Origin of the sequence: Bradyrhizobium sp. 155, from assembly GCF_023101105.1 — a bacterium.
Classification (GTDB): domain Bacteria; phylum Pseudomonadota; class Alphaproteobacteria; order Rhizobiales; family Xanthobacteraceae; genus Bradyrhizobium; species Bradyrhizobium canariense_D.
On record NZ_CP064704.1, the window covers coordinates 2,246,388 to 2,266,527 of the forward strand.

Genomic DNA, 20,140 nt, shown 5'->3' on the forward strand with positions numbered 1-20,140 from the left:
CCTCTGTCAACGTTATCGGACAAGGGGCAGGCCAATCCTTCGCGGGGGCACGGGCGATACCAATGTGGCAAAATCTATCCTTGCGCGGGCGCATCAACCTGCTGCTGGCGCTGCTGCTGGCGCTGGGACTCGCCGTGAATATCGGCCGCCAGGTCGCGGAAGCCGGGCCGCGCGTGCAGGCCGAGGACCAGAGCGTGATCCGGCTCGCGCGCGAATTCATCGAGATGATCGTTGCGGATCTCAACGAGGCGCCCGATCCGGATGCCAGGCTGAACCAGATCGCACGCGACCTCAGCCGCCTGCGCCATGTCAGCATCGCGCTTCGGGACGAAGCCGGCCGTCCGCTGACGCAGCCCCGGACCGACGCCGATGACGACACCCGCGCGCCGCCGGCCTGGTTCGTCAGCCTGGTTCATCCCGAGCAGACCGCGGTGAGCGTGCCCGTCTCGATCCATGGCAAGCCGGGTTCGCTGCTGATCACCTCCCATCCCGATGACGAGATCGCCGAGATCTGGGACGCCATCGTGACCCAGCTCGAGGTCGGCTCGGTGATCGCGCTGGCGCTGTTCCTGGTGATGATGAATGTGATCGGCCGGGCATTGGCGCCGCTCCAATCCCTTGCGGACGTGATGGCCGAGCTCGAAGACGGGCGTTATCAGGCGCGCGTCGCGCCGGGCGGCGCGCCGGAACTCGCCGCGATCTGCACCAAGCTCAACCATCTTGCGGCAACGCTCAGTGACGCCATCGAGGACAAGCGGCGCCTCGCCGAGCGAACGGTGTCGCTCCAGGACGTCGAGCGCAAGGAGATCGCGCGCGAGCTCCATGACGAGTTCGGGCCATACTTGTTCTCGCTACGCGCGCATGCCAGCGCGCTGGCGAAGCAGGCGGACGGACGCGCCCCGAATGCGGAGGCCGTGCGAAAACACGGCAGTGCCATGCTGGAGCAGATCAACGCGCTTCAGCAGTTCAATCGCCGCGTGCTGGAGCGCCTCCGGCCAGTCGGCCTGGCCGAGTTCGGCCTGCGCCAGGCGCTGGAATCGCTGTCGCGGCTGTGGCGGGAGTCGCATCCCGATGTCACCATCGAGACCGTGATCTCGCCGGCGCTTGGCGTCACCGGGGAGACCGCCGACCTCACCATCTACCGCATCGTGCAGGAGGCGCTCACCAACGTGTTCCGCCACGCCGGCGCGACCTCGGTTAACGTCGTCATCGAGCCGGTGGCGGAGGCGGCAAGCGACGGCCGCAGCTGTGCCCGGGTGCGGGTCAGCGACAATGGCCGCGGCATGGAGCCCGGCCAAAAGCTCGGCTTCGGGCTCGTCGGCATGCGCGAGCGGATTCTCGCGCTGGGCGGCACGCTCAACGTCGTCTCGGGTGACGGTGGTCTGACCGTAGAGGCCCTGGTCCCGACGGCAGCGGCCTGATCGCGTCGGGAAAAATTCCCGATTTGGTCGGGAAATTTGGTGCGATACGGCCCGACCTTTTGTGGCTGGCGCACGCATTCCTGCCGATTACACTCGTCTCGACCAACCGGGGGAAGATCAAAACAGTCGGTGGTCACGGATGGGAAGGCTGGGATGGGCGATCGTGTTTGGTTCAAGCGTTTTCGGTTCAAGCCTATTGGGTTCAAGCCTCTTGGGTTCAATCGTCGTTTGTTGATCGCCTTGGTTTCGACCGGGCTGCTCTCCGTCTTCGCGATCCCCGCGGGGGCCGCGCAGGACGAGGAAACCAACGTCCAGAACCTGCCGCCGGTCGAGGTGACGGCGCCGCCGCGGTCAACGGCGCGGCGCACCGCGTCATCGCGTCCGGTCGCGCACATCGGAGCGCCGTCATCCGCCAGCCCCAAGACGCGCCTCTACGTCTATCCGACCGCGCCGGGTACCGGCAGAGGTCTTGACGTCGACAAGGTCCCCTCGGCGATCAACGCCGTCGACGCCAGCCAGATCAAGCGCACCGGCTCGCTGAACATCACCGACGCGCTTCGCGACAACATCGCCGGCGTCAACATCAGCGAGGTTACCGGCAATCCATTTCAGCCGGATGTCGAATTCCGCGGCTTCGTTGCCTCGCCGGTGACGGGCACGCCGCAAGGCCTCGCTGTGTATCAGAACGGGGTTCGCATCAACGAGGCCTTCTCCGACGCCGTCAACTGGGACCTGATCCCGACCGCGGCGATCCGGTCGGTGACGCTCGTGACCAACAATCCCGCCTTCGGCCTCAACGCGCTGGGCGGCGCGATCAATTTGCAAATGAAGGACGGTTTTACCTATCAGGGCGCGGAGCTTGATCTCATGGGCGGCTCGTTCGGCCGCATTCAGGGCTCGGCGCAATGGGGCAAGACGGTCGACAAGAACTACGGCGTCTATGCCGCGCTCGAAGGCCTGCACGACAACGGCTTCCGCAATTTCTCCCAATCGGACGTGCGGCGCTTCTACGGCGACGTCGGTTACAAGGCGGGCGACAGCGAATTCCACGCCAACATGGGCGTCGCCAAGAACGATTTCGGCGCCAACGCCACCGTTCCCGCCGAGCTGCTCGACAAATATTGGGGCGCGACCTACACGACCCCGCAGACCACTTCCAACCGCGTCGGCTATCTCAACCTGACGGGCAAGGTCGATGCGACGCCGACCTGGACGCTCGAAGGCACCGCGCATGTGCGCAGGTACGAGCAGAAGCTCGTCGACGGCAATCCGACCGACGCGCAGGAATGCACTGACCCGGGGCTCGCTGGGCTTCTTTGCTTCGGCGACGGCGCCACACCGGCAAACGGCGTGAACGGCCTGCCGCTTGCCAATCCTTTCGCGTCCGGGACCATCCTCGGCGAGATCGACCGGAGCTCGATACGTTCGACCACCTTCGGCGTGTCGGGGCAGGCCACCAACACCGACCAGCTGTTCGGCCACGACAACCGCTTCGTGATGGGCGCGACCTATGACGCCAGTGTCACGCGCTATAACGCCACCGCCGAAATCGGCACGATCGGAGAAAGCTACGTCGTCAGCGGCGGCGGCCTCTTCCTGGGGCCGACTGGCGTACCTGATACCGTTGCCGGCCCTGTCTCGCTGCGGACCGTCAATCAATATAACGGCCTCTACGCAATGGACACGTTCAATATCACGGACGCCTTCGCCGTCACCGGCGGCGGCCGGTTCAACGTCGCGCGCATCACGCTGGAGGATCAGCTCGGGACCGATCTCAACGGCGATCACACCTTCACCCGCTTCAATCCGGTAATCGGCGGCACCTACAAGATCACGCCGGAGCTGACGGCTTATGCCGGCTATTCCGAGGCCAACCGCGTTCCGACGCCGCTCGAGCTCGGCTGTTCGGATCCAGCCCGTCCCTGTCTGATTGCCGCGTTTCTCGTCTCCGATCCACCATTGAAGCAGGTCGTGTCCAAGACCGTGGAAGCGGGCCTGCGCGGCAGCAGGGAGCTGAACATCGGCACGCTCGGCTGGAAAATCGGCGGCTTCCGCGCCACCAATTACGACGACATCGTCGCCGTTCCCGCAGTCGGCCGCACCGGCTTCGGCTATTTCTCCAACGTCGGCCGTACCAGGCGTCAGGGGCTCGAAGCTGAGGTCAACATCAAGTCGCCCACGCTTCAGTTTCAGGCGAGCTACGCGTTCGTCGACGCACGCTATCTCGACGCTTTTGCGCTCGGTTCCGAAAGCCCGTTCAGGGATACTGTCACCGAGACCATTCAGGTGCTACCCGGCAACCAGCTCCCCGCGATCCCGCGCCATCGCGTCAAGGTCGGCATCGACTATGCCGTCACCGACGTGTGGAAGGTCGGCGGCAACGCGCTGTTCGTCTCCAGCCAATATCTGGTCGGCGACGAGTCCAACCAATATACGAAGCTGCCGTCCTACACCGTGTTCAACCTGCACACGTCCTACCAGGTGACCAAGAACGTCCAGCTCTACGGCAAGATCGACAATATCTTCGACAGGCGCTACGCGACCTACGGACAGTTCTTCGACCGCGAAGCCGTGCCCAACTTCACCAATGGCGGTGCCGAGTTCACCGACCCGCGCTCGCTCAGCCCGGCAAGGCCGCGTGCGTTCTATGCGGGGATGCGGGTGACGTTCTGATCTTGGCTCGGTAAGCCCGGGGGTGGCGCCGCCCGGCATGGCGTGTCACGCCGGCTCTGCTCTACCTCAAGCCGATTGACTCATTGTTCATGTTTTGTTCTTATGCTGCTCGTCCAGCCAAGGGAGCGAGCCATGGACAACCGCATCGACGAAATCCGCAGGATCATCAGGGCGTTACGCGTCAGCATGCGTGAGGCCGAGGCGATCATGCATGAGCAGATCAACAGGGACGAGGACTGCAGCTTCGTCGCAGGCGAAGTCATGAAGATGCGCACGGTAATGAGCGGGCTGGTTCAGGAGCGGGCCGCGCTCGGAGACACCGACCCGATCGTCGTCGCCAGCCTGTTCGTTCCCCGCCGTCGGCCGATGCCATCGCGCGTCGGTGTTGAGAAGCGCCGCCTTGTTCCGCCACGAGAGATGGCACGAGCATGAAGGGGGAGAGGCCGACCTACTTCTCCGACATGCAGGAGCCGCCGGAATTTCTGAAGGCGCTTCATCATGCGCGGCGCCTGTCCTGCCTCGAGGGTTGGTGCCGCATGCACATCGAGGCCATCCAGGTTGCGATTGATCAGTACGCGGAGGCGGCTCTCGGTAACCGGGAGTTCTTCCTCAATAAGCCGCACAGCATCGGTGGAAGTCGCAGCGGCGGCGACGTGCCGTGACAGCGGTGCGTGTCAGCGTATCGACCTTTTGACATCTCCGATGATCCCGCCCGCCGGCGAAGCTTGGCGTCGCGTTGTTTTTACCGATCGGAAACCATAGCGAATGATCCTAAAATTGTAACGAAACTGTTCGGCTGTCTCTGCGTCGGTTCGTCGGAGGGCCCGTCCGATGACAGAGCACCAGTTGAGAGAGCAGGAATTCCAGATCGCGCGGTACCGGCATTTGGAGCGCGAAGTGACCGATCCACTTGCCGCCTGTCTGCTTCACAGCATCATTGAAGACCTGGAGGCCGAGCTGCGCAGGAATAGCCCGGATTGGCACGGGCCGCGCGATTAACGCTTTGTTAGCGCTGATCGTGTCGATGATGCGCGAGGAAATACCAGGGGAGACTGCTCCCATGTTGAAGGACGGCACCTACGCCGCCTGGTACAAGACGCCGCTCGATCAGGGGACCGGGATCGTCCATATCGCAGACGGACAGATCTGGGGCTGCGACAGCCTGATGACCTATCACGGCTCTTGCAAGGTCGACGGCGATCGCTTCACCGCCACCGTGTCGACGAAGCGCCATACCGACGGACGCGCAACCGTGTTCGGCGTCGACGATGAGCTCACGCTGGACATCGAGGGAAACTGCCCGGGCAAGGTGGCGACCTACACGGCGACGGCAGCGCAAGCGCCGGGAATGATCCTCCAGGGTACGCTGATTCTGACGGAACAGCAGGCGCCCGCACCTGAACGAACCGGGCAGATGCCGCCGTTCAATCCCGACAAGCTGCCAAAGTTGCCGAAGCGCTCGCGCTGATCGCGGAAGCCCGCGCGCCACCGCGGCGGAAGGACCTCATGTCTGCTCCCGACCCAGGCAGACATTCCGCAATCCAGGCTCGCCAAGCAACGAGAACGGTCCCGTCGTTGGTCATGGCAACTCCGAGCCAATTCATCCGCGCTGGATTCCCGCCGTCATCAAGCGATCACTGCGAATACGAAAGCTGATCTTCCGTGACGACTCGCTCGATTTTCTCCGACTTGCACTTGATGCGGTATCGGAGACGTCCATCGGACTCGATGGGCATATGCTGGACGATAGTATAAATCATCGGTGGCTCAGTTGCGGCACGTCCTTGTGGGCCTTGGGGCTGGTGGCGAACGTCTTCATTCAGCTTGTAGGCATACGACATATATCTACCTCGAATTCACGGTGGCTCTGACGCGGGTCAGTCATTGTATCCCTGGCAGGACAGGCGCTTGGTCAAGCGGAAGAGGTTACCACAGTCTGATGCGGTCAAACCGCGTCATAAGTCAGTCGTTCTCTTGCTTGACCGGTGCAGACAGACAATCGCCCAGAGCGGAGCGGCGATGGCTGCACCATACGCCATATTTGCGAACTTTGGTCGTAATTTCCGAGCGGTATATGGCATTCTGTGAGCCTACGGGCCCTCGTATCGAGGGAACTGACAACTTCCTTGCCGGATTGGGCTGGAATTCGAATGACGGTGGGGCTGGTATTTCGGCTTTGGGGTAGCTCTGCCGACGATCGCCCTAGCCCCTTTCGGACAACTTTGTCGCATTCCGCAATCCTGCATCCTCGGCCCTCGGCTCGCCCGCTTCTCAAACGACCCGCGATTCGCCATGGTGCCGCCGAAAGAGCATCACCCCGGAGCACGATCAATGTCGGACAAGGTCTCGCGTCGCCAGTTCGCCACGCTGGCGGGATTGTCCGCAGCCGGAATCGCCAATCCTCTCGAGGTCGCGGACGCCAAGCCCGCATCGCCGCCGCGGAACGTGGACGGTTTCCCCGCGGGCTTCGTCTGGGGCACGGCGACCTCGTCCTATCAGGTCGAGGGCGCGGTCAACGAGGACGGGCGAGGGGCCTCGATCTGGGACAAGTTCGTCCGTATTCCCGGCAAGATCGAGGATGGCTCGACCGGCGACCGCGCCAACGAGCACTATCACCGCTACAAGGAGGACATCGCGCTCATCAGGGAACTCGGCTGCAAGGCCTATCGCTTCTCGGTGGCCTGGCCGCGGCTGTTTCCGGACGGCGACGGCAAGCCCAACCCGAAGGGGCTAGACTTCTACAACCGCCTGGTCGACGAACTCCTCAAGAACGGCATCGAGCCGTGGCTGACGCTCTATCATTGGGACCTGCCGCAATCGCTCCAGGACCGGTTTGGCGGCTGGCGGTCGGCGGAGACCTGCAAGATCTTCGGTGATTACGCGGCCTATGTCGCCGAGCACCTGACCGATCGCGTCAAGAACGTGTTCACACTGAACGAGAGCGGTCGCTTCGTCTATTTCGGCTACGGCATCGGCATCGACGCGCCCGGCGTGACGCTGCCACAAGCCGAGGTCAACCAGATCAGGCACAACAGCGCGCTCGCGCACGGGCTTGCGGTGCAGGCGGTACGCGCCCATGGCCGCCGTGGCACCAGGGTGGGGCCGGCGGAGAACATCGATGCCTGTGCCCCCGCGATCGACACGCCGGAGAACGTCCGCGCCGCAGAGATCGCGCTGCGCGAAATGAACGCCGGCTATCTCAACGTCATCATGACGGGCCAGTACACCGACGCCTTCCTGAATTTCGCCGGGCGCGACGCGCCGAAATACACGGATGCGGAGCTGAAGATCATCTCCTCGCCGGTCGATTTCCTCGGCCTCAACATCTACGCGCCGCAGAACTATGTGGTGGCCTCCGACCAGGGCGCGGGCTTCATGCCGCTGCCGATCCCGAAATCCTTCCCGCACATGAATTCGGACTGGCTGCGCGTCGGCCCCGAGACGATCTACTGGGTGCCCAAGCTGGCGGCAAAGATCTGGAAAACGGACGCGATTTATATCAGCGAGAACGGCACCTCCGGCGACGACGTCGTGACGCCCGACGGCAAGATCTACGACACCGACCGCATCATGTATTTGCGCAACTACCTGGCCCAGCTCCAGCGCGCCACCGCCGAAGGCGTGCCGGTGCGCGGCTATTTCCTCTGGAGCCTGATGGACAATTTCGAATGGGTATTTGGGCTCAACAAGCGCTTTGGGCTCTACCACGTCAATTTCGATACGCAGGTGCGTACGCCGAAACTCAGCGCCAGCTTCTATCGCAACGTGATCGCGAAGAACGCAGCGGGGGTTTGATTGCTCTCCCTCGCCCCGCTCTTGCGGAAGGGCGACGAGCTTGGCTCGCGTTGAGAGGGCGGGGTGAGGCGGTTCCGCCAGCGCGCATTGACTCCCTTCGCCCGCTGATTCAAAACGCTTCCAACCGTTCAACAAGAGGATAATGCCAATGATCGACGCACTCATCATCGATGCCTGCCGGACCCCGCGGGGCGTCGGCAAGGCCGGCAAGGGGGCGCTCTCGGGCATTCATCCGCAGCAGCTGGGAGCAACCGTGCTGCGCGCGCTCGCGACGCGCACCGGCATCGACACCGCCGACGTCGACGACGTCATCTGGGGCTGCAGCGCGCAGGTCGCAACGCAAGGCGGCGATCTCGGCCGCATGTCGGCGCTGGACGCCGGCTACGACGTGCGCGCGAGTGCCGTAACGCTCGACCGCTTCTGCGGCTCCGGCATCACCGCCGTCAACATGGCCGCAAGCTCGATCATGTCGGGCACGGAGGACCTCGTCGTCGCCGGCGGCTGCGAGATGATGTCGATGGAAGGACGCCGCGGCGGCGGTCCGATGATGATGGACAACGGCAATCTGCGCCTGCGAGCGCGGCATCCGCAGTCGCATCAGGGCGTCTGCGCCGACGCGATCGCGACGCTGGAAGGCATCACGCGAAGGGACGTCGACGCGCTGGGCCTCGAAAGCCAGAAGCGTGCCGCGCATGCGATCGCGAACGGCCACTTCAAGAAGAGCCTTGTGCCGGTGCATCGCGAGGACGGCAGCCTCGCGCTCGACCATGAAGAATATCCGCGGCCGCAGACCACGATGGAAGGGCTGAGCGCTTTGAAGCCCGCATTCCCCGCTGTCGCCGACCATGCGCTCGACGACAAGGGCACGACCTATCGCGGCCTGATCCTGCAGAAATACCCCGACCTCGAGATCGACTTCATGCACCACGCCGGCAACTCGTCCGGCGTCGTCGACGGCGCCGCCGCGATCCTGCTGGCGTCGCCGGCTTATGCCAAGGCGCATGGCCTGAAACCGCGCGCCCGCGTCGTTGCGATGGCGAATATGGGGGACTCGCCGACGCTGATGCTGAACGCGCCGGTGCCGGCGACGCGCAAGGTGTTGGCGAAGGCGGGGCTGACCATCGACGACATCGACCTGTTCGAGATCAACGAGGCCTTTGCCGTGGTTGCGGAAAAATACATCCGCGACCTCAAGCTCGACCGCGCCAGGGTCAACGTCAATGGCGGCTCGATCGCACTCGGCCATCCCATCGGCGCCACCGGCTCGATCCTGATCGGCACCATGCTCGACGAGCTCGAACGGCGCGACTTGAAGCGCGGTCTCGTCACCATGTGCGCGGCCGGTGGCATGGCCCCGGCCGTCATCATCGAACGTATCTAGCGCGAGCGAAGCTCGTCGCGCTCCCTAGAAATAAGGGAGAAAGTACCCGCGATCGCCACATCACGACGATCTAGGCTTGTTTTCCAGGGTGAATCGCGACCGGACTCCGACAAAGAGGCCGGTCATCGCTTGTCGAAAGCATCGAATCAGCTTTAGCAAGGCTGCGTGCGGGCCTTTGAAACAAGGTAAAATCCGCTGCCTGAGGCTTCTCCCGCTCCGGAAGTGGCTAAAAAGCAGGGTTTTTTGCCACAGAGGGCCAAAAAAGCCCGTAAAACCCCGACAAAACTGTGCAGAAGGCTATAGGCCTTCACCGGTTGGTCTAATATGCAGCCGTCAACGAATCAGAGGAGACACGATGGCCACCCAAATGTCGAAATCGCAGCTGATCGAAAAGATCGCGACCACCACCGAGCTTTCCAAGCGTGACGTCAAGAGCGTCATGGAGACGCTGACCGACGTCGGTCACAAGGAGCTCAAGAAGAACGGCCTGTTCCTGGTGCCGGGCTTCGCCAAGTTCGTGGTCATCAAGAAGCCCGCGACCAAGGCGCGCAAGGGCACCAACCCGTTCACGGGCGAAGAGATGATGTTCAAGGCCAAGCCGGCCCGGAAGATCGTTCGCGCCCGCCCGGTCAAGGCCGCCAAGGACGCCGTGGGCTAACAAGGCGAAGGCCCCCTCGAGCGAGGGGGCCTTTTGTTCGGGGCTGTCGCGAGGACTTGAGACGGAGGGCTCAACCCTTGCGGCGCTTCGCCCGGACCGGGGCCGGCTGAAGCCGCGGTCCCGGCATCGCCAGCGCATCGCGAACCCCGTCGATGGCGCGATCCAGCAACTGGCGCAGCCGCTGCGTCGTCCGCGATCGCTTCGCTCTTTCCAGCAATTTCTTCATGGCATTCACTCCGCCGCTTCGACCTTGGCATCGGCTTGGGCCTCGGCCGGCTCGAGCGCCGCGGCGATGGCTTCGTCGACGCGCTCCAGCCAGATGAATTCGAGGTTGTCCCGCGCGCTCTGCGGGATGTCGTCGTAATCCCGCTTGTTGCGCGCCGGCAGCATCACCCGCTTCAGGCCCGCGGCCGCGGCTGCCACCACCTTCTCCTTGATGCCACCGACCGGCAGCACCAGGCCGCGCAGCGAGATCTCGCCGGTCATGGCGGTGTCGCTGCGCACCGTGCGATTGGTGAGCAGGGACGTCAGCGCCGTGAACATCGCAACGCCCGCGCTCGGTCCGTCCTTCGGGGTCGCGCCTGCCGGCACGTGAACGTGGATGTCGCTCTTTTCGAACAGCTGCGGATCGATGCCGAGCTGCGTGGCCTTGCTCTTCACCAGCGTCATCGCAGCCTGCACGCTCTCGCGCATGACCTCGCCGAGCTGGCCGGTCAGGATCATGCCGCCGCGGCCTGATACCCGCGAGGCCTCGATGAACAGGATGTCGCCGCCGACCGGCGTCCAGGCCAGGCCAGTGGCCACGCCTGGAATGCTGGTGCGCTGCGCGATCTCGCCTTCGAAGCGCGGCTGGCCGAGCACAGTGCCGATGTCCTTTGGCGTCACGACGATCTTGGCAGCCGTGCCCTCGGCGACCTGCACGGCAGCATGGCGGAACAGCTTTCCGATCTCCCGCTCCAGGTTACGCACGCCGGCTTCGCGGGTGTAGCCCTTGACCACCAGCTTCAGCGCCTCCGGCTCGATCTCGGCTTGCTCCGGCGTCAAGCCGTTGGCCTCGAGCTGCCGCCGCACCAGATAGCGCTTAGCGATCTCCAGCTTCTCATCCTCGGTGTAGCCGGCGAGGCTGATCAGCTCCATGCGGTCCAGCAACGGACCCGGGATCTGGTCCAGCATGTTTGCGGTCGCGATGAACACCACGCGCGACAGGTCGAAGGGCACGCCCAGGTAATTGTCCCGGAATGTCCCGTTCTGCTCGGGGTCGAGCACCTCCAGCATCGCGGCGGAAGGATCGCCCTGCACGCCGCGGCCCATCTTGTCGATCTCGTCCAGCATCATGACGCAGTTCCGGGCGCCGGCCTTCTTGATGCCCTGGATGATGTTGCCGGGCAGCGCGCCGATATAGGTGCGCCGGTGGCCGCGGATCTCGGCCTCGTCATGCACGCCGCCGAGGCTGACGCGCACGAAGGGACGGTCCATCGCGCGTGCGATGGACTGGCCGAGCGAGGTCTTGCCGACGCCGGGCGGTCCGATGAAGCACAGGATCGGCGCCTTGCCCTGCGGCGCCAGCTTGCGCACCGCCAGATATTCGATGATCCGGCTCTTGATCTTCTCCAGGCCAAAGTGATCGGCGTCGAGGATGCGGCGCGCTTCCTTGATGTCGATCGGCTTCTCCGCGGGCAGTGCCCACGGCAGCTCGATCAGCCAGTCCAGGTAAGTGCGGACCATGCCGGCCTCGCCGGCGGCCTCCGGCATGCGCTCGTAGCGGCGCAGCTCCTTCTTCGCATGTGCATCGGCCTCGGGCGGCATGTTGGCCTTGGCGATGGCAGCCGTCAGCTCGGCCACCTCGGCCGCCTTGCCGTCACCTTCGCCGAGCTGGCGCTGAATGGTCGCCATCTGCTCGCGCAGGATCGCTTCGCGCTGCCGCTCGTCGAAGCTGGCGCGGGTCTGCTGGCCGATCTCGTTGCTGATGCGCAGCACCTCCAGCCGTTCGGCCAGATGCTTCGACACCTTCTCGACACGCAGAGCGAGGTCGATGGTCTCCAGCACCTCCTGCTTGTCCTGCGGCTTGATGTCCATGAACGAGGTCGCCAGGTCCGCCAGCGCGCCGGGCGCCGTGGTGCCCTGGAACATCGCGACCAGTTCGGGCGGCGCCTGCGGCAGCAGCTCGATCGCCTCGATGGCCTGGCGCTGCAGGTTCAGCCCGCGGGCCTCGATCTCGGGCGTGCTGGTGGTCGGCTCCGGAATCTGCTGGATCCGCGCGGCCGGGAACGGCGTCCCCGGCAGGAAGTCGAGGATGCGCGCGCGCTGCACGCCCTGGCAGACGATGTGATGGGTGCCGTCGGGCGCGGTGATGTAGCGCACGATGTTGGCGATGGTCGCGACCCGATAGAGGTCGTCCGGTCCGGGCTCCTCGGTCTCGGGGCTGCGTTGCAGGACGATGCCGACCGGTCGCTGCTCGCGCAGCGCCTGTTGCGCGGCGGCGACCGACTTCGGCCGTGCGATCGCGATCGGCGCGATGGCGCCGGGGAACAGCACCATTTCGCGCACGGGAATGATGATCAGCGCGTCTTCGGGAATCTTCACGTCGGAATTGCTCTGGGGATTGGTCGGTGCGGTATTCATTGGTTCGGTGGCCATGATCGACCTCAGGATTTGGCGAGGCGCAGCGCGACGCAGCCGTCCATCACGAAGCGGCTGATGGCGTAACGGCCAACGGGCAATGCAATGCGGCGCTCAAAACGCCCCTGCGGCAGTTCGAGCCGGTGGATGCGGGCGTTGCGAAGCTCTGGCGGAAGGGTGCGCTGGCCGGAGATGACGAGCACGCCGTCATGGATGACAGTCTCGACATTGTCGGGATTGACGCCGGGAAGCGCGACCAGGATCAGGAGCTCATGCTCGGTTTCGAGCACGTCGATCGGCGGCTCCCAGCAGGCTTCCTGCCGGCCGAACTGCTGGCGCAGCCGTTCGGCGCGGGTCAGCGAGTCCAAGGCTTCGGACAGCATCCAGTCGAGGGGATTTTTGGGTTGCATGATGCGGGCTCGGCGGGTGAGGAACGCTGAATATGGGGCCGGTTCCCGAGAATTCCAGCCCGGCTGCGCGCAGGTGCCATGCGGATCGTGCGATCCGAAAACAAGCGCCGCGGCCTTCCGGGCCGCGGCGTTCCGTCGTCACCCTATGTGTGCCTCAGGCCGCCTGGCGGTATTCCTCTTCCGCCTCGAGGTTGATCACGGAGGTGGCGAGCTCGGTCAGGGCGTGATCGGTCGCCTCTTCCTCGTCCAGCGTCGCCTGCAGCAGCTTTGCCGCGTCCTGCATGCCGAGCTCCTCGGCCCAGGTGCGCAGCGTGCCGTAGCGGGAGATTTCGTAATGCTCAACCGCCTGCGCGGCTGCGAGCAGGCCTGCGTCGAGCGCAGGAGCGTTCTTGAACTCCTTCATGATCTCGGCGCCTTCGTCGGTGATGCCGTTGATCGCTTCGCAAGGCTTGCCGCGGGCCGGCTTGCCCAGCATCTTGAAGATCTGCTCCAGACGTTTGACCTGGCCCTGGGTCTCGCGCAGATGCTTGTTGAAAGCCGCCGCGAGCTCCTTCGAGTTGGCGGCCTTGGCCATCTTGGGCAGGGTCTTGATGATCTTGTTCTCGGCGAAATAGATGTCCTTGAGCGTCTCCAGGAATAGGTCGCTCAACATCTTCGGCGCCTGACGGGCGCGGCCCGTCGACGATTTCTTGGTTGTGCGCTTCTTCGCTTTTTTGGCCATAAATCCTCCTCTTGAGGCGACACGGGAAGGCATCGCCTTCCTCAATCCTCAGGCGATCCAAGCCTTTCGGTGAACGAAAGTTCCAAACGGCAAGCTGCACTCGGCGCGTCGCTCAGGTCGGACGCTTGTACGGGTCTTCCTGGCGCTGCCGCTCTTCCGTCGCGCGGTCGAGACGGGCCCGCTCGCTGCGACGGAGGTGACCGGCCTTCATCACTCCGTAGACGAGGGCGCCGCCAAGCACGAACGCGCCGATGAACCAGAGCCAAAGCATCTGGGTCGAGGCGTGGCCCAGCAACATGCTAACACCGCTGTCGCTCATAGATGATCTCCACCATGTCCCTTGCGGTCATGGTCAGCTAAGTCGGATGGCGGAAGGTCGTTCCTCAACCAGCCCTCGTCGCATGCGGCGCCTCACACCGGATTGGCGACAGGCTGCCGCACCGAACTCCCTCTCGGCTCGCCCGCACGTGCGGTGAAGTCCCCGGCCTCGGTCGAGGTCCGCAGCCATTTCGTCACATCGCCGATCGCCTCCCGCGGCGATCGGCCGAATTTCCTCAAGCCCCGGAAATATTCCAGCTGAAGATGGGCCGAGGTGCCGCGCTTGGGGATGGTCTTGAGATGCTGGATATCGTCCTCGATGCGAAGATGCGCGATGTCGGGCGCCAGCATGGCGATCACCGTCTCAAGCCAGGTCCTGAACGAGACCGGCTCGAACGACACCAGGTCGATATACGTCCCGTCGGTTCCGTAGCGCTGGGCACGCCAGCGGTTCTCCTCGATCAGCGCGCGGTGCACGGCCGAATGGGTGGCGTTAAGATCCGGATGGTGCACGGCGTGCCTGACCAGCGCGCGAAACAGCGCCGCGATCGCCACCGAGTCGGCAATTGCCGTGCAGCAATCGGTGATGCGCAGCTCCAGGGTGGGATGTTGGAGCGAAGGCCGGAGCGCCCACCACACATAGGTGGCATTAGGGACGATGCCTGCATCGACCAGGGTCTTCACATAGGTCTCGTATTCCGCGAGGTTGCGAAACATTTCGGGAAAGCCGGTCCGGGGCAGGGCGTCGTTTGCGGCATTGCGGTAGCCGAGCAGTCCCGTGGGGTAGCCGCACCAGAACGGCGACGAGGTCGACAGCGCCAGCAGCAGCGGCAGGAATGGCACGAGGCGGTGCATGATCTCGACCCGGTGGTCTGGCTCGGGCACCTCGACGTGAACGTGCAGCCCGCTGATCGGATTGCCCAGGCCAACCATCCCGAGGTCGCTGATGACCTTGCTGTAGCGGCGCTTGCGCGTCATGCGCTGCTGCTGGGGTTGAGCCAACGGATGCGTCCCCGCCGCGACGATGCCGACCCCGTGCTCCTTGCCGACCTCGGCCAGGACCGCGCGGTAGTGTGCAAGCTCAGTGACGGCATCGGCTGAAGTCGCCAATGGCGGCGTCGCCACCTCGATCTGCGATTGTAGGATCTCGGTGGTCAGCCGCTCCCCAAGGCGTTTCTGGGCGGCTGCCATATAGGGCTTGGGCAGCTCAGACTTCGGTGCCGCCGATTGGCGGTTGACCAGAAAATATTCCTCCTCAATGCCGAAGCGGTAACGGTGCATGACCTACGCTGCCCCTTGCGCCTTCGCATGCTGACGAACCGCGTCTCCGAAGGCAGAGAGAATGCGGGCCGACGCGTGGTCGGAGCTCGCCCAATAATCCGGATGAAAGATCGTGCCGAGCGCAAAAGCGCTCGCGCCTTCGACGCTGACGGCCTCGACCGAGCCGTCCTCGGCCACGGCCTCCGCCACAAGCCCCGGTGCGAGATCGGCGATCAGGCAGCTGTGCAGAGAATTCACCGAGATGGCGTCTGTGCCGCAGATCTGCTGCAACACGCCGCCTTTGCGCAGCGTTACTTTTTGCCGCAGCCGATAGCGGGCATCCTCATTGTCCGCCTCGGGCGTGCCGTGGCGTCGATCCTCGGGCAGATCGTCCGGCTCTTTCGCGAGCGTGCCCCCAAACGCGACGTTGAGCTCCTGGATTCCACGGCAGACGAACAGAGCGGGAATGCCGCGCGCCAGCGCGCGCGGAATCAGGCGTAGTGCGACCTCGTCGCGGAATTCATCAAATGGACCATCGCGCGCTTCGTCGGCCGTTTGTCCGTAACGGGAGGGATGGACGTTGGTCTGCCCCCCGCCGATGAAGAGGCCGTCGAGGCGGTCGAGATACGCATCGACATCTGCTTCCGGTGCCGCGGGCAGGACCCGCGGCACGGCGCCCGCGACGAGGCCGACGGCGTTGACGCAGATCAAGGCGACCGAGGCCAGCTGTTCGCCGCGCGCAACCATGGAATCCGAGAGGATGCCGACCTGTGGCGCGCCGCTGCGGGCTTGCCACTGGCCACGGGATGCGGTGAGCCGCCACTGCTGAAGTCCGTACGCCACCGCGTCCGCGGCGCCGCCGAATTGGTGAATGGCGGCCTTGAGTTCTCTGACGTTTGTCCCTAATCGAAGCGCCCAGCGGCTGCAGGAAATGGGATCGTGCGGATCAATTCTGGAATGGGGCTCGTGCAATTGTCTCTGCTGCTTCTGTTCGTGTGTTGATGCCGAGTGCAACGGCAATCCTGCCGAATGGTTGCTTCGCGATGAGCTGGTTGATCTTTTTGGACCCGACCCTGAACTAACTTTTGTTATTGCGACGTGCTTGGGCCGTCGGATCGGAAGAGGCGCCATGATTGATTTCTCCCTGTCCGCGTTCGTGACGTTGCTGCTGGTGGTCGATCCCGTTGGTCTCGTGCCCGCCTTCCTCGCCGCAACCGGAGGCATGCCCGACAAGACCAAACGCACGATCGCGCTGCGCGCGCCGCTGATTGCGGCGTCGATCCTGGTGGTGATCGCCACGATCGGAAACTGGTTGCTGCGCCAGCTCGGGATCGGCATCCCCGCGTTCCAGATCGCCGGCGGGCTGCTGCTGTTCGGCGTGTCCTACCAGATGATATTCGGCGACCGTCCGCATCGCGAGGCCCGCGAGGCCGACAAGGCAACCTCCGAGCATGCCTCCGACGTCGCGGTCTTCCCGCTGGCCATCCCGATGATGGCCGGTCCCGGCGCGATCGCGACCACGCTGCTCCTGACCGGCGATGCAGGCTACGGGCCGAGGCTCGCGATCATCATCGCGGTCGTGCTCGCCGTGTGCCTGCTCTGCATGCTCTGCTTTGTCTCGGCGAGCCTGATTGCCCGCACCCTCGGGCGTACCGGAAATGCGGTGCTGTCGCGCGTGCTCGGCATGTTGCTCGCGGCCTATTCGGTGCAGTTCGTGATCAACGGAATCGCGGCCGTCCGGGCGGGCCTGCCGTAGAGCTGCGACAATCTGTTAATAGTTTGATTTTCATGTTTATTTCATGATGCCATGAGGCAGCTGACGGGATCGTGCGCGACCCGGTCCGCTTTCTCTTGCGCTGCCACATTGCTTTGACGTACTCCCCGTCTGACAGGCGCCCACCGTCAGGAAATCGAGATGTCGATGACAGCGGACGAGCTCGACAAGAGACAGGCCATCATCGGCGCCTGCCGCCGCATGAACGCGCTCGGCATCAACCAGGGCACCTCGGGCAATATCAGCGTCCGGCATGTGGACGGGCTTCTGGTCACCCCGACCAGCGTGCCCTACGACGCCGTGACGCCGGACCAGATCGTGTTCATGACGATGGACGGCTCGCACGCGCCCGATCAGAAGCCGTCCAGCGAGTGGCGCTTCCACCTCGACATCCTGAAGGCCCGGTCAGACGTCAACGCTGTCGTCCACGCCCATCCGACCTATTGCACCGTCCTGGCGATCATGGGCCTGGAGATCCCGCCCGTGCACTACATGATCGCAGCCGCCGGCGGCGACAGCATCCGTTGCGCGCCCTATGCCACCTTCGGAACGGCGGAGCTGTCCGAACATGCCGTGCGGGCGCTGGAGGGCCGGCTTGCCTGCCTGCTCGACCATCACGGCATGATCGCGATCGGCAAGTCGCTGGACAAGGCGATGTGGCTCGCCGTCGAGGTCGAGACGCTGGCGCGGCAATATCACGGCTGTCTCCAGATCGGAGAGCCGCCGCTGCTGTCGAGCGCCGAGATCGAGCGGGTCCGCCAGCGCATGTCCGGTTACGGCATGTCGGAAGAGTAGGGCGGACAGAACGTGTTCCTGCGGATCAGACATCTCGCCGACCGCAAGGGGACGAACCGCATCATGGTTCGGCTGCGGGCGCTGCTGCGCAGCAACGAATTCTATCTGATCCCGCTGGCGCTGGTGATCGGCACGCTCGCCGGCGCCATCGTGACGCTGATGGCCGAGATTGCGCAGATTGCCCACATGGTGATCTACGGCATTCCCATCGACGTCCGCCTGTCCGCCAATACCAGCGTCAGTCCCTGGGCCGCGCTGATCGCGCCCGCGCTGGGCGGGTTGGTGCTTGGTATCATGGAGTGGTGGCGGCGACGGCTGAAGCTCTCCAGCGCGGTCGATCCGATCGAGGCGAACGCGCTGCGCGGCGGCAATCTGTCGATGCGCGACAGCGTGGTGGTGTCCAGCCAGACGCTGATCTCGAACGGCTGCGGCGCCTCCGTCGGCCTCGAGGCCGGCTATACCCAGATCGGCTCGGGTATCGCCTCGTTGCTCGGCAAGTTCTTCAATCTGCGCCGCAACGATCTGCGCCTGATCGTCGGCTGCGGTGCCGCTGCGGCGATCGCGGCGGCCTTCGGTGCACCGATCACGGGCGCCTTCTACGCCTGCGAGCTGATCGTCGGCGTCTACTCGGTCGGCAGCGCGGCGCCGATCCTCGCCGCCTCGCTCGCGGGCGCCCTGACCGCGCAATGGCTCGGCGGCGCGCCATACTCGCTCGAAATACCCAAGGTCAGCGCCGTCGGCGTCGAGCAATATCTGGCGCTGATCGGTCTCGCGCTCGTCACCAGCGGTGTCGGCATCGCCGTGATGCGCTCGTCCTCGATGTTCGAGCGCCTGTTCAAATGGCTGCCGGTCTGGCTGCGTCCGGTGATCGGCGGCCTCATGGTCGGCGGCTTTGCGATTGTCACGCCGCAGGTGCTGGCGGCCGGCCACGGCGCAATGGTGCTCGATCTCTTTCACGACATGACGATCGGCCTGATCGCGCTGATCATCGCCTTGAAGGTGACGGCCTGCCTGATCTCGCTCGCCTCGGGCTTCCGCGGCGGCCTGTTCTTTGCCTCGCTGTTCGTGGGCAGCCTGATCGGAAAGTTCTTCTCCGCGGTGCTGCTCTTGATCAGCCCGAACTTCGTGATCGATCCGCTGGTCGCGATGCTGACGGGCATGGCGACGCTGGGCGTCGCCATCGTCGGCGGTCCCTTGACCATGTCGTTCCTCGTGCTCGAGATGACCCGCAACGTCGACGTTACCGCCGTAGTGCTCGCCGGCTGCATCGTCACCTCGATCTGCGTCCGCTTCATGTTCGGGCACTCCTTCTCGACCTGGCGCCTGCATCTGCGCGGCGAGACCATCCGCAGCGCCAACGACGTCGGCTGGCTGCGCAACCTCACCGTCGAGCGGCTGATGCGCTCAGATGTTGGCAAGGTGCCGTCGACCACGACGATCGCCGCGGTCCGCCGCGAATTCGCGCTGGGCTCGCGGCCCGGGATCGTCATCGTCAACAATGCGGACGAATATGTCGGGCTTGTCCTGCTGCCCGACCTGTTCTCGGGCGACCTCGACACCATCGCCGACGAAATCCAGGTGATCGAGCTCGCGCGGCTGACCGAGATCGTGCTGATCCCGGAAATGAACGTGAAGTCGGCCATGGCGGTGTTCGACGAGGCGGAGGCCGAGATGCTGGCGGTGGTCGATTCCACCGACCGCCGCAAGGTGGTCGGCTTCCTTACCGAGACCTTCGCCCGCCGCCGCTATGTCGAGGAGATCGACAAGGCGACGCGCGGCGTACTCGGCGCGCTGTCGTAAGGGGTGGGACGGCGTGCGTCATGCGCCGCCATCCGCGCCTGCTATCGGCCTGGCCGCGAGGGAGCAACGACGCTAGCCACGATCCGGCGGACCAGTGGCAGCACCATCAGCAGCGTCGGAAAGGCGACGAGCCATGACAGCGCCCAGGCGCCCGGCCAGGTCGCGAGGAACGCCGGCGTTGCGCCGAGGCTTCGAAGGGTGGAAATGACCGACACCACGGCCGTCATGAGGATGGACAGCACAAATGGCATCACGATCGACGCATAGCGCGCCGGCAGTTTGCGAACCGCAATCATCTGGTTTCTCTTGGAATAAGACGCGTCAGTCACGGTGAACCCAAGAATGGCATCGATCCCGACGGCGTCGGTTGATGCGTTGGTTCACGTAAAACGCTTACGGCGACCGAAAAACGGTGCGCCTGTTCATTATCCGCTCATGTTGGATGGTTCAAGCTGGATCTGGACGTTCGATTTACAATCGTTCAACGCGTGGCAGATTGCCGCGATCACGAAACC

At 64.4% G+C, this 20,140-nt stretch carries 20 protein-coding genes; 12 read left to right on the forward strand and 8 right to left on the reverse strand.

Annotated features, from left to right (window positions below; genetic code table 11):
- The first annotated feature begins 62 nt into the window (after positions 1-62).
- From IVA93_RS10875 to IVA93_RS10915, 9 genes are all read left to right on the forward strand, one after another.
- Complete coding sequence (locus IVA93_RS10875) at positions 63-1,421, forward strand: histidine kinase (RefSeq protein ID WP_026233990.1); 1,359 nt, start codon at positions 63-65, stop codon at positions 1,419-1,421.
- A 153-nt stretch (positions 1,422-1,574) separates the two neighbouring features.
- Positions 1,575-4,094 carry a TonB-dependent receptor gene (locus IVA93_RS10880; RefSeq protein WP_018460278.1) on the forward strand — a complete coding sequence of 840 codons (2,520 nt, stop codon included), beginning with the start codon at positions 1,575-1,577 and terminating at the stop codon, positions 4,092-4,094.
- 132 nt (positions 4,095-4,226) lie between these two features.
- Entirely contained in the window at positions 4,227-4,526 is a 300-nt protein-coding gene (locus tag IVA93_RS10885; protein WP_026233989.1) for a hypothetical protein, read from the forward strand.
- A complete protein-coding gene (locus tag IVA93_RS10890) occupies positions 4,523-4,756 on the forward strand; it encodes a hypothetical protein (RefSeq protein WP_018460276.1) in 234 nt (77 codons plus the stop codon). The genes IVA93_RS10885 and IVA93_RS10890 overlap by 4 nt, the downstream gene beginning before the upstream one ends.
- Positions 4,757-4,925: 169 nt before the next feature.
- On the forward strand, positions 4,926-5,093 hold the full coding sequence (locus IVA93_RS10895) for a hypothetical protein (RefSeq protein ID WP_007601419.1): 168 nt from the start codon (positions 4,926-4,928) through the stop codon (positions 5,091-5,093).
- Between the two features lie 61 nt (positions 5,094-5,154).
- Positions 5,155-5,562, forward strand: a complete 408-nt coding sequence (locus IVA93_RS10900; protein ID WP_018460275.1) for a hypothetical protein — start codon at positions 5,155-5,157, stop codon at positions 5,560-5,562.
- Positions 5,563-6,425: 863 nt separating this feature from the next.
- Positions 6,426-7,889, forward strand: coding sequence for a GH1 family beta-glucosidase (locus IVA93_RS10905; RefSeq protein ID WP_018460273.1), 1,464 nt, complete (start codon positions 6,426-6,428; stop codon positions 7,887-7,889).
- A 148-nt stretch (positions 7,890-8,037) separates the two neighbouring features.
- Positions 8,038-9,270, forward strand: a complete 1,233-nt coding sequence (locus IVA93_RS10910) for an acetyl-CoA C-acetyltransferase (protein ID WP_018460272.1) — start codon at positions 8,038-8,040, stop codon at positions 9,268-9,270.
- 355 nt (positions 9,271-9,625) lie between these two features.
- Positions 9,626-9,928: an HU family DNA-binding protein gene (locus tag IVA93_RS10915; RefSeq protein WP_007601427.1), complete on the forward strand. Its 303-nt coding sequence runs from the start codon at positions 9,626-9,628 to the stop codon at positions 9,926-9,928.
- A 70-nt stretch (positions 9,929-9,998) separates the two neighbouring features.
- Here the strand turns inward: IVA93_RS10915 and IVA93_RS10920 are convergent, their stop codons facing one another.
- The 7 genes from IVA93_RS10920 to IVA93_RS10950 all read right to left on the reverse strand — a co-directional run bounded on the left by IVA93_RS10920 (position 9,999) and on the right by IVA93_RS10950 (position 16,099).
- Positions 9,999-10,154: a hypothetical protein gene (locus tag IVA93_RS10920; RefSeq protein ID WP_162847267.1), complete on the reverse strand. Its 156-nt coding sequence runs from the start codon at positions 10,152-10,154 to the stop codon at positions 9,999-10,001.
- Positions 10,155-10,159: 5 nt separating this feature from the next.
- Positions 10,160-12,565, reverse strand: a complete 2,406-nt coding sequence (gene lon, locus IVA93_RS10925) for an endopeptidase La (protein ID WP_026233988.1) — start codon at positions 12,563-12,565, stop codon at positions 10,160-10,162.
- An 8-nt stretch (positions 12,566-12,573) separates the two neighbouring features.
- Entirely contained in the window at positions 12,574-12,957 is a 384-nt protein-coding gene (locus tag IVA93_RS10930) for an Hsp20/alpha crystallin family protein (RefSeq protein ID WP_007601432.1), read from the reverse strand.
- A gap of 154 nt (positions 12,958-13,111) precedes the next feature.
- Positions 13,112-13,678 carry a YciE/YciF ferroxidase family protein gene (locus tag IVA93_RS10935; RefSeq protein WP_018460267.1) on the reverse strand — a complete coding sequence of 189 codons (567 nt, stop codon included), beginning with the start codon at positions 13,676-13,678 and terminating at the stop codon, positions 13,112-13,114.
- A 112-nt stretch (positions 13,679-13,790) separates the two neighbouring features.
- On the reverse strand, positions 13,791-13,997 hold the full coding sequence (locus tag IVA93_RS10940; RefSeq protein ID WP_026233987.1) for a hypothetical protein: 207 nt from the start codon (positions 13,995-13,997) through the stop codon (positions 13,791-13,793).
- Between the two features lie 92 nt (positions 13,998-14,089).
- A complete protein-coding gene (locus IVA93_RS10945; protein WP_018460265.1) occupies positions 14,090-15,277 on the reverse strand; it encodes a carboxylate-amine ligase in 1,188 nt (395 codons plus the stop codon).
- Positions 15,278-15,280: 3 nt separating this feature from the next.
- Complete coding sequence (locus IVA93_RS10950; protein WP_018460264.1) at positions 15,281-16,099, reverse strand: gamma-glutamyl-gamma-aminobutyrate hydrolase family protein; 819 nt, start codon at positions 16,097-16,099, stop codon at positions 15,281-15,283.
- Between the two features lie 286 nt (positions 16,100-16,385).
- Between IVA93_RS10950 and IVA93_RS10955 the strand changes: the two genes are divergently transcribed.
- The 3 genes from IVA93_RS10955 (at position 16,386) to IVA93_RS10965 (ending at position 19,625) form a co-directional block, all read left to right on the forward strand.
- Positions 16,386-17,012 (forward strand): MarC family protein, encoded by a 627-nt coding sequence (locus tag IVA93_RS10955; protein WP_018460263.1) that lies wholly within the window; start codon positions 16,386-16,388, stop codon positions 17,010-17,012.
- 159 nt (positions 17,013-17,171) lie between these two features.
- Entirely contained in the window at positions 17,172-17,825 is a 654-nt protein-coding gene (locus tag IVA93_RS10960) for a class II aldolase/adducin family protein (RefSeq protein ID WP_018460262.1), read from the forward strand.
- Between the two features lie 12 nt (positions 17,826-17,837).
- The gene (locus IVA93_RS10965; RefSeq protein WP_247789766.1) at positions 17,838-19,625 is read left to right on the forward strand and encodes a chloride channel protein; all 1,788 of its coding nucleotides are present in this window, start codon (positions 17,838-17,840) and stop codon (positions 19,623-19,625) included.
- A 41-nt stretch (positions 19,626-19,666) separates the two neighbouring features.
- Here IVA93_RS10965 and IVA93_RS10970 read toward each other — a convergent pair whose 3' ends face one another.
- Positions 19,667-19,921 (reverse strand): DUF2798 domain-containing protein, encoded by a 255-nt coding sequence (locus IVA93_RS10970; protein WP_018460260.1) that lies wholly within the window; start codon positions 19,919-19,921, stop codon positions 19,667-19,669.
- Positions 19,922-20,140 lie beyond the last annotated feature (219 nt).

Excerpts from the sequence above, each read along its gene's own strand:
- IVA93_RS10875 (WP_026233990.1), top strand. The coding sequence starts at position 63 with ATGTGGCAAAATCTATCCTTGCGCGGGCGCATCAACCTGCTGCTGGCG.
- IVA93_RS10880 (WP_018460278.1), top strand. The coding sequence starts at position 1,575 with ATGGGCGATCGTGTTTGGTTCAAGCGTTTTCGGTTCAAGCCTATTGGG.
- IVA93_RS10885 (WP_026233989.1), top strand. The coding sequence starts at position 4,227 with ATGGACAACCGCATCGACGAAATCCGCAGGATCATCAGGGCGTTACGC.
- IVA93_RS10890 (WP_018460276.1), top strand. The coding sequence starts at position 4,523 with ATGAAGGGGGAGAGGCCGACCTACTTCTCCGACATGCAGGAGCCGCCG.
- IVA93_RS10895 (WP_007601419.1), top strand. The coding sequence starts at position 4,926 with ATGACAGAGCACCAGTTGAGAGAGCAGGAATTCCAGATCGCGCGGTAC.
- IVA93_RS10900 (WP_018460275.1), top strand. The coding sequence starts at position 5,155 with ATGTTGAAGGACGGCACCTACGCCGCCTGGTACAAGACGCCGCTCGAT.
- IVA93_RS10905 (WP_018460273.1), top strand. The coding sequence starts at position 6,426 with ATGTCGGACAAGGTCTCGCGTCGCCAGTTCGCCACGCTGGCGGGATTG.
- IVA93_RS10910 (WP_018460272.1), top strand. The coding sequence starts at position 8,038 with ATGATCGACGCACTCATCATCGATGCCTGCCGGACCCCGCGGGGCGTC.
- IVA93_RS10915 (WP_007601427.1), top strand. The coding sequence starts at position 9,626 with ATGGCCACCCAAATGTCGAAATCGCAGCTGATCGAAAAGATCGCGACC.
- IVA93_RS10920 (WP_162847267.1), bottom strand. The coding sequence starts at position 10,154 with ATGAAGAAATTGCTGGAAAGAGCGAAGCGATCGCGGACGACGCAGCGG.
- lon (WP_026233988.1), bottom strand. The coding sequence starts at position 12,565 with ATGGCCACCGAACCAATGAATACCGCACCGACCAATCCCCAGAGCAAT.
- IVA93_RS10930 (WP_007601432.1), bottom strand. The coding sequence starts at position 12,957 with ATGCAACCCAAAAATCCCCTCGACTGGATGCTGTCCGAAGCCTTGGAC.
- IVA93_RS10935 (WP_018460267.1), bottom strand. The coding sequence starts at position 13,678 with ATGGCCAAAAAAGCGAAGAAGCGCACAACCAAGAAATCGTCGACGGGC.
- IVA93_RS10940 (WP_026233987.1), bottom strand. The coding sequence starts at position 13,997 with ATGAGCGACAGCGGTGTTAGCATGTTGCTGGGCCACGCCTCGACCCAG.
- IVA93_RS10945 (WP_018460265.1), bottom strand. The coding sequence starts at position 15,277 with ATGCACCGTTACCGCTTCGGCATTGAGGAGGAATATTTTCTGGTCAAC.
- IVA93_RS10955 (WP_018460263.1), top strand. The coding sequence starts at position 16,386 with ATGATTGATTTCTCCCTGTCCGCGTTCGTGACGTTGCTGCTGGTGGTC.
- IVA93_RS10960 (WP_018460262.1), top strand. The coding sequence starts at position 17,172 with ATGTCGATGACAGCGGACGAGCTCGACAAGAGACAGGCCATCATCGGC.
- IVA93_RS10970 (WP_018460260.1), bottom strand. The coding sequence starts at position 19,921 with ATGATTGCGGTTCGCAAACTGCCGGCGCGCTATGCGTCGATCGTGATG.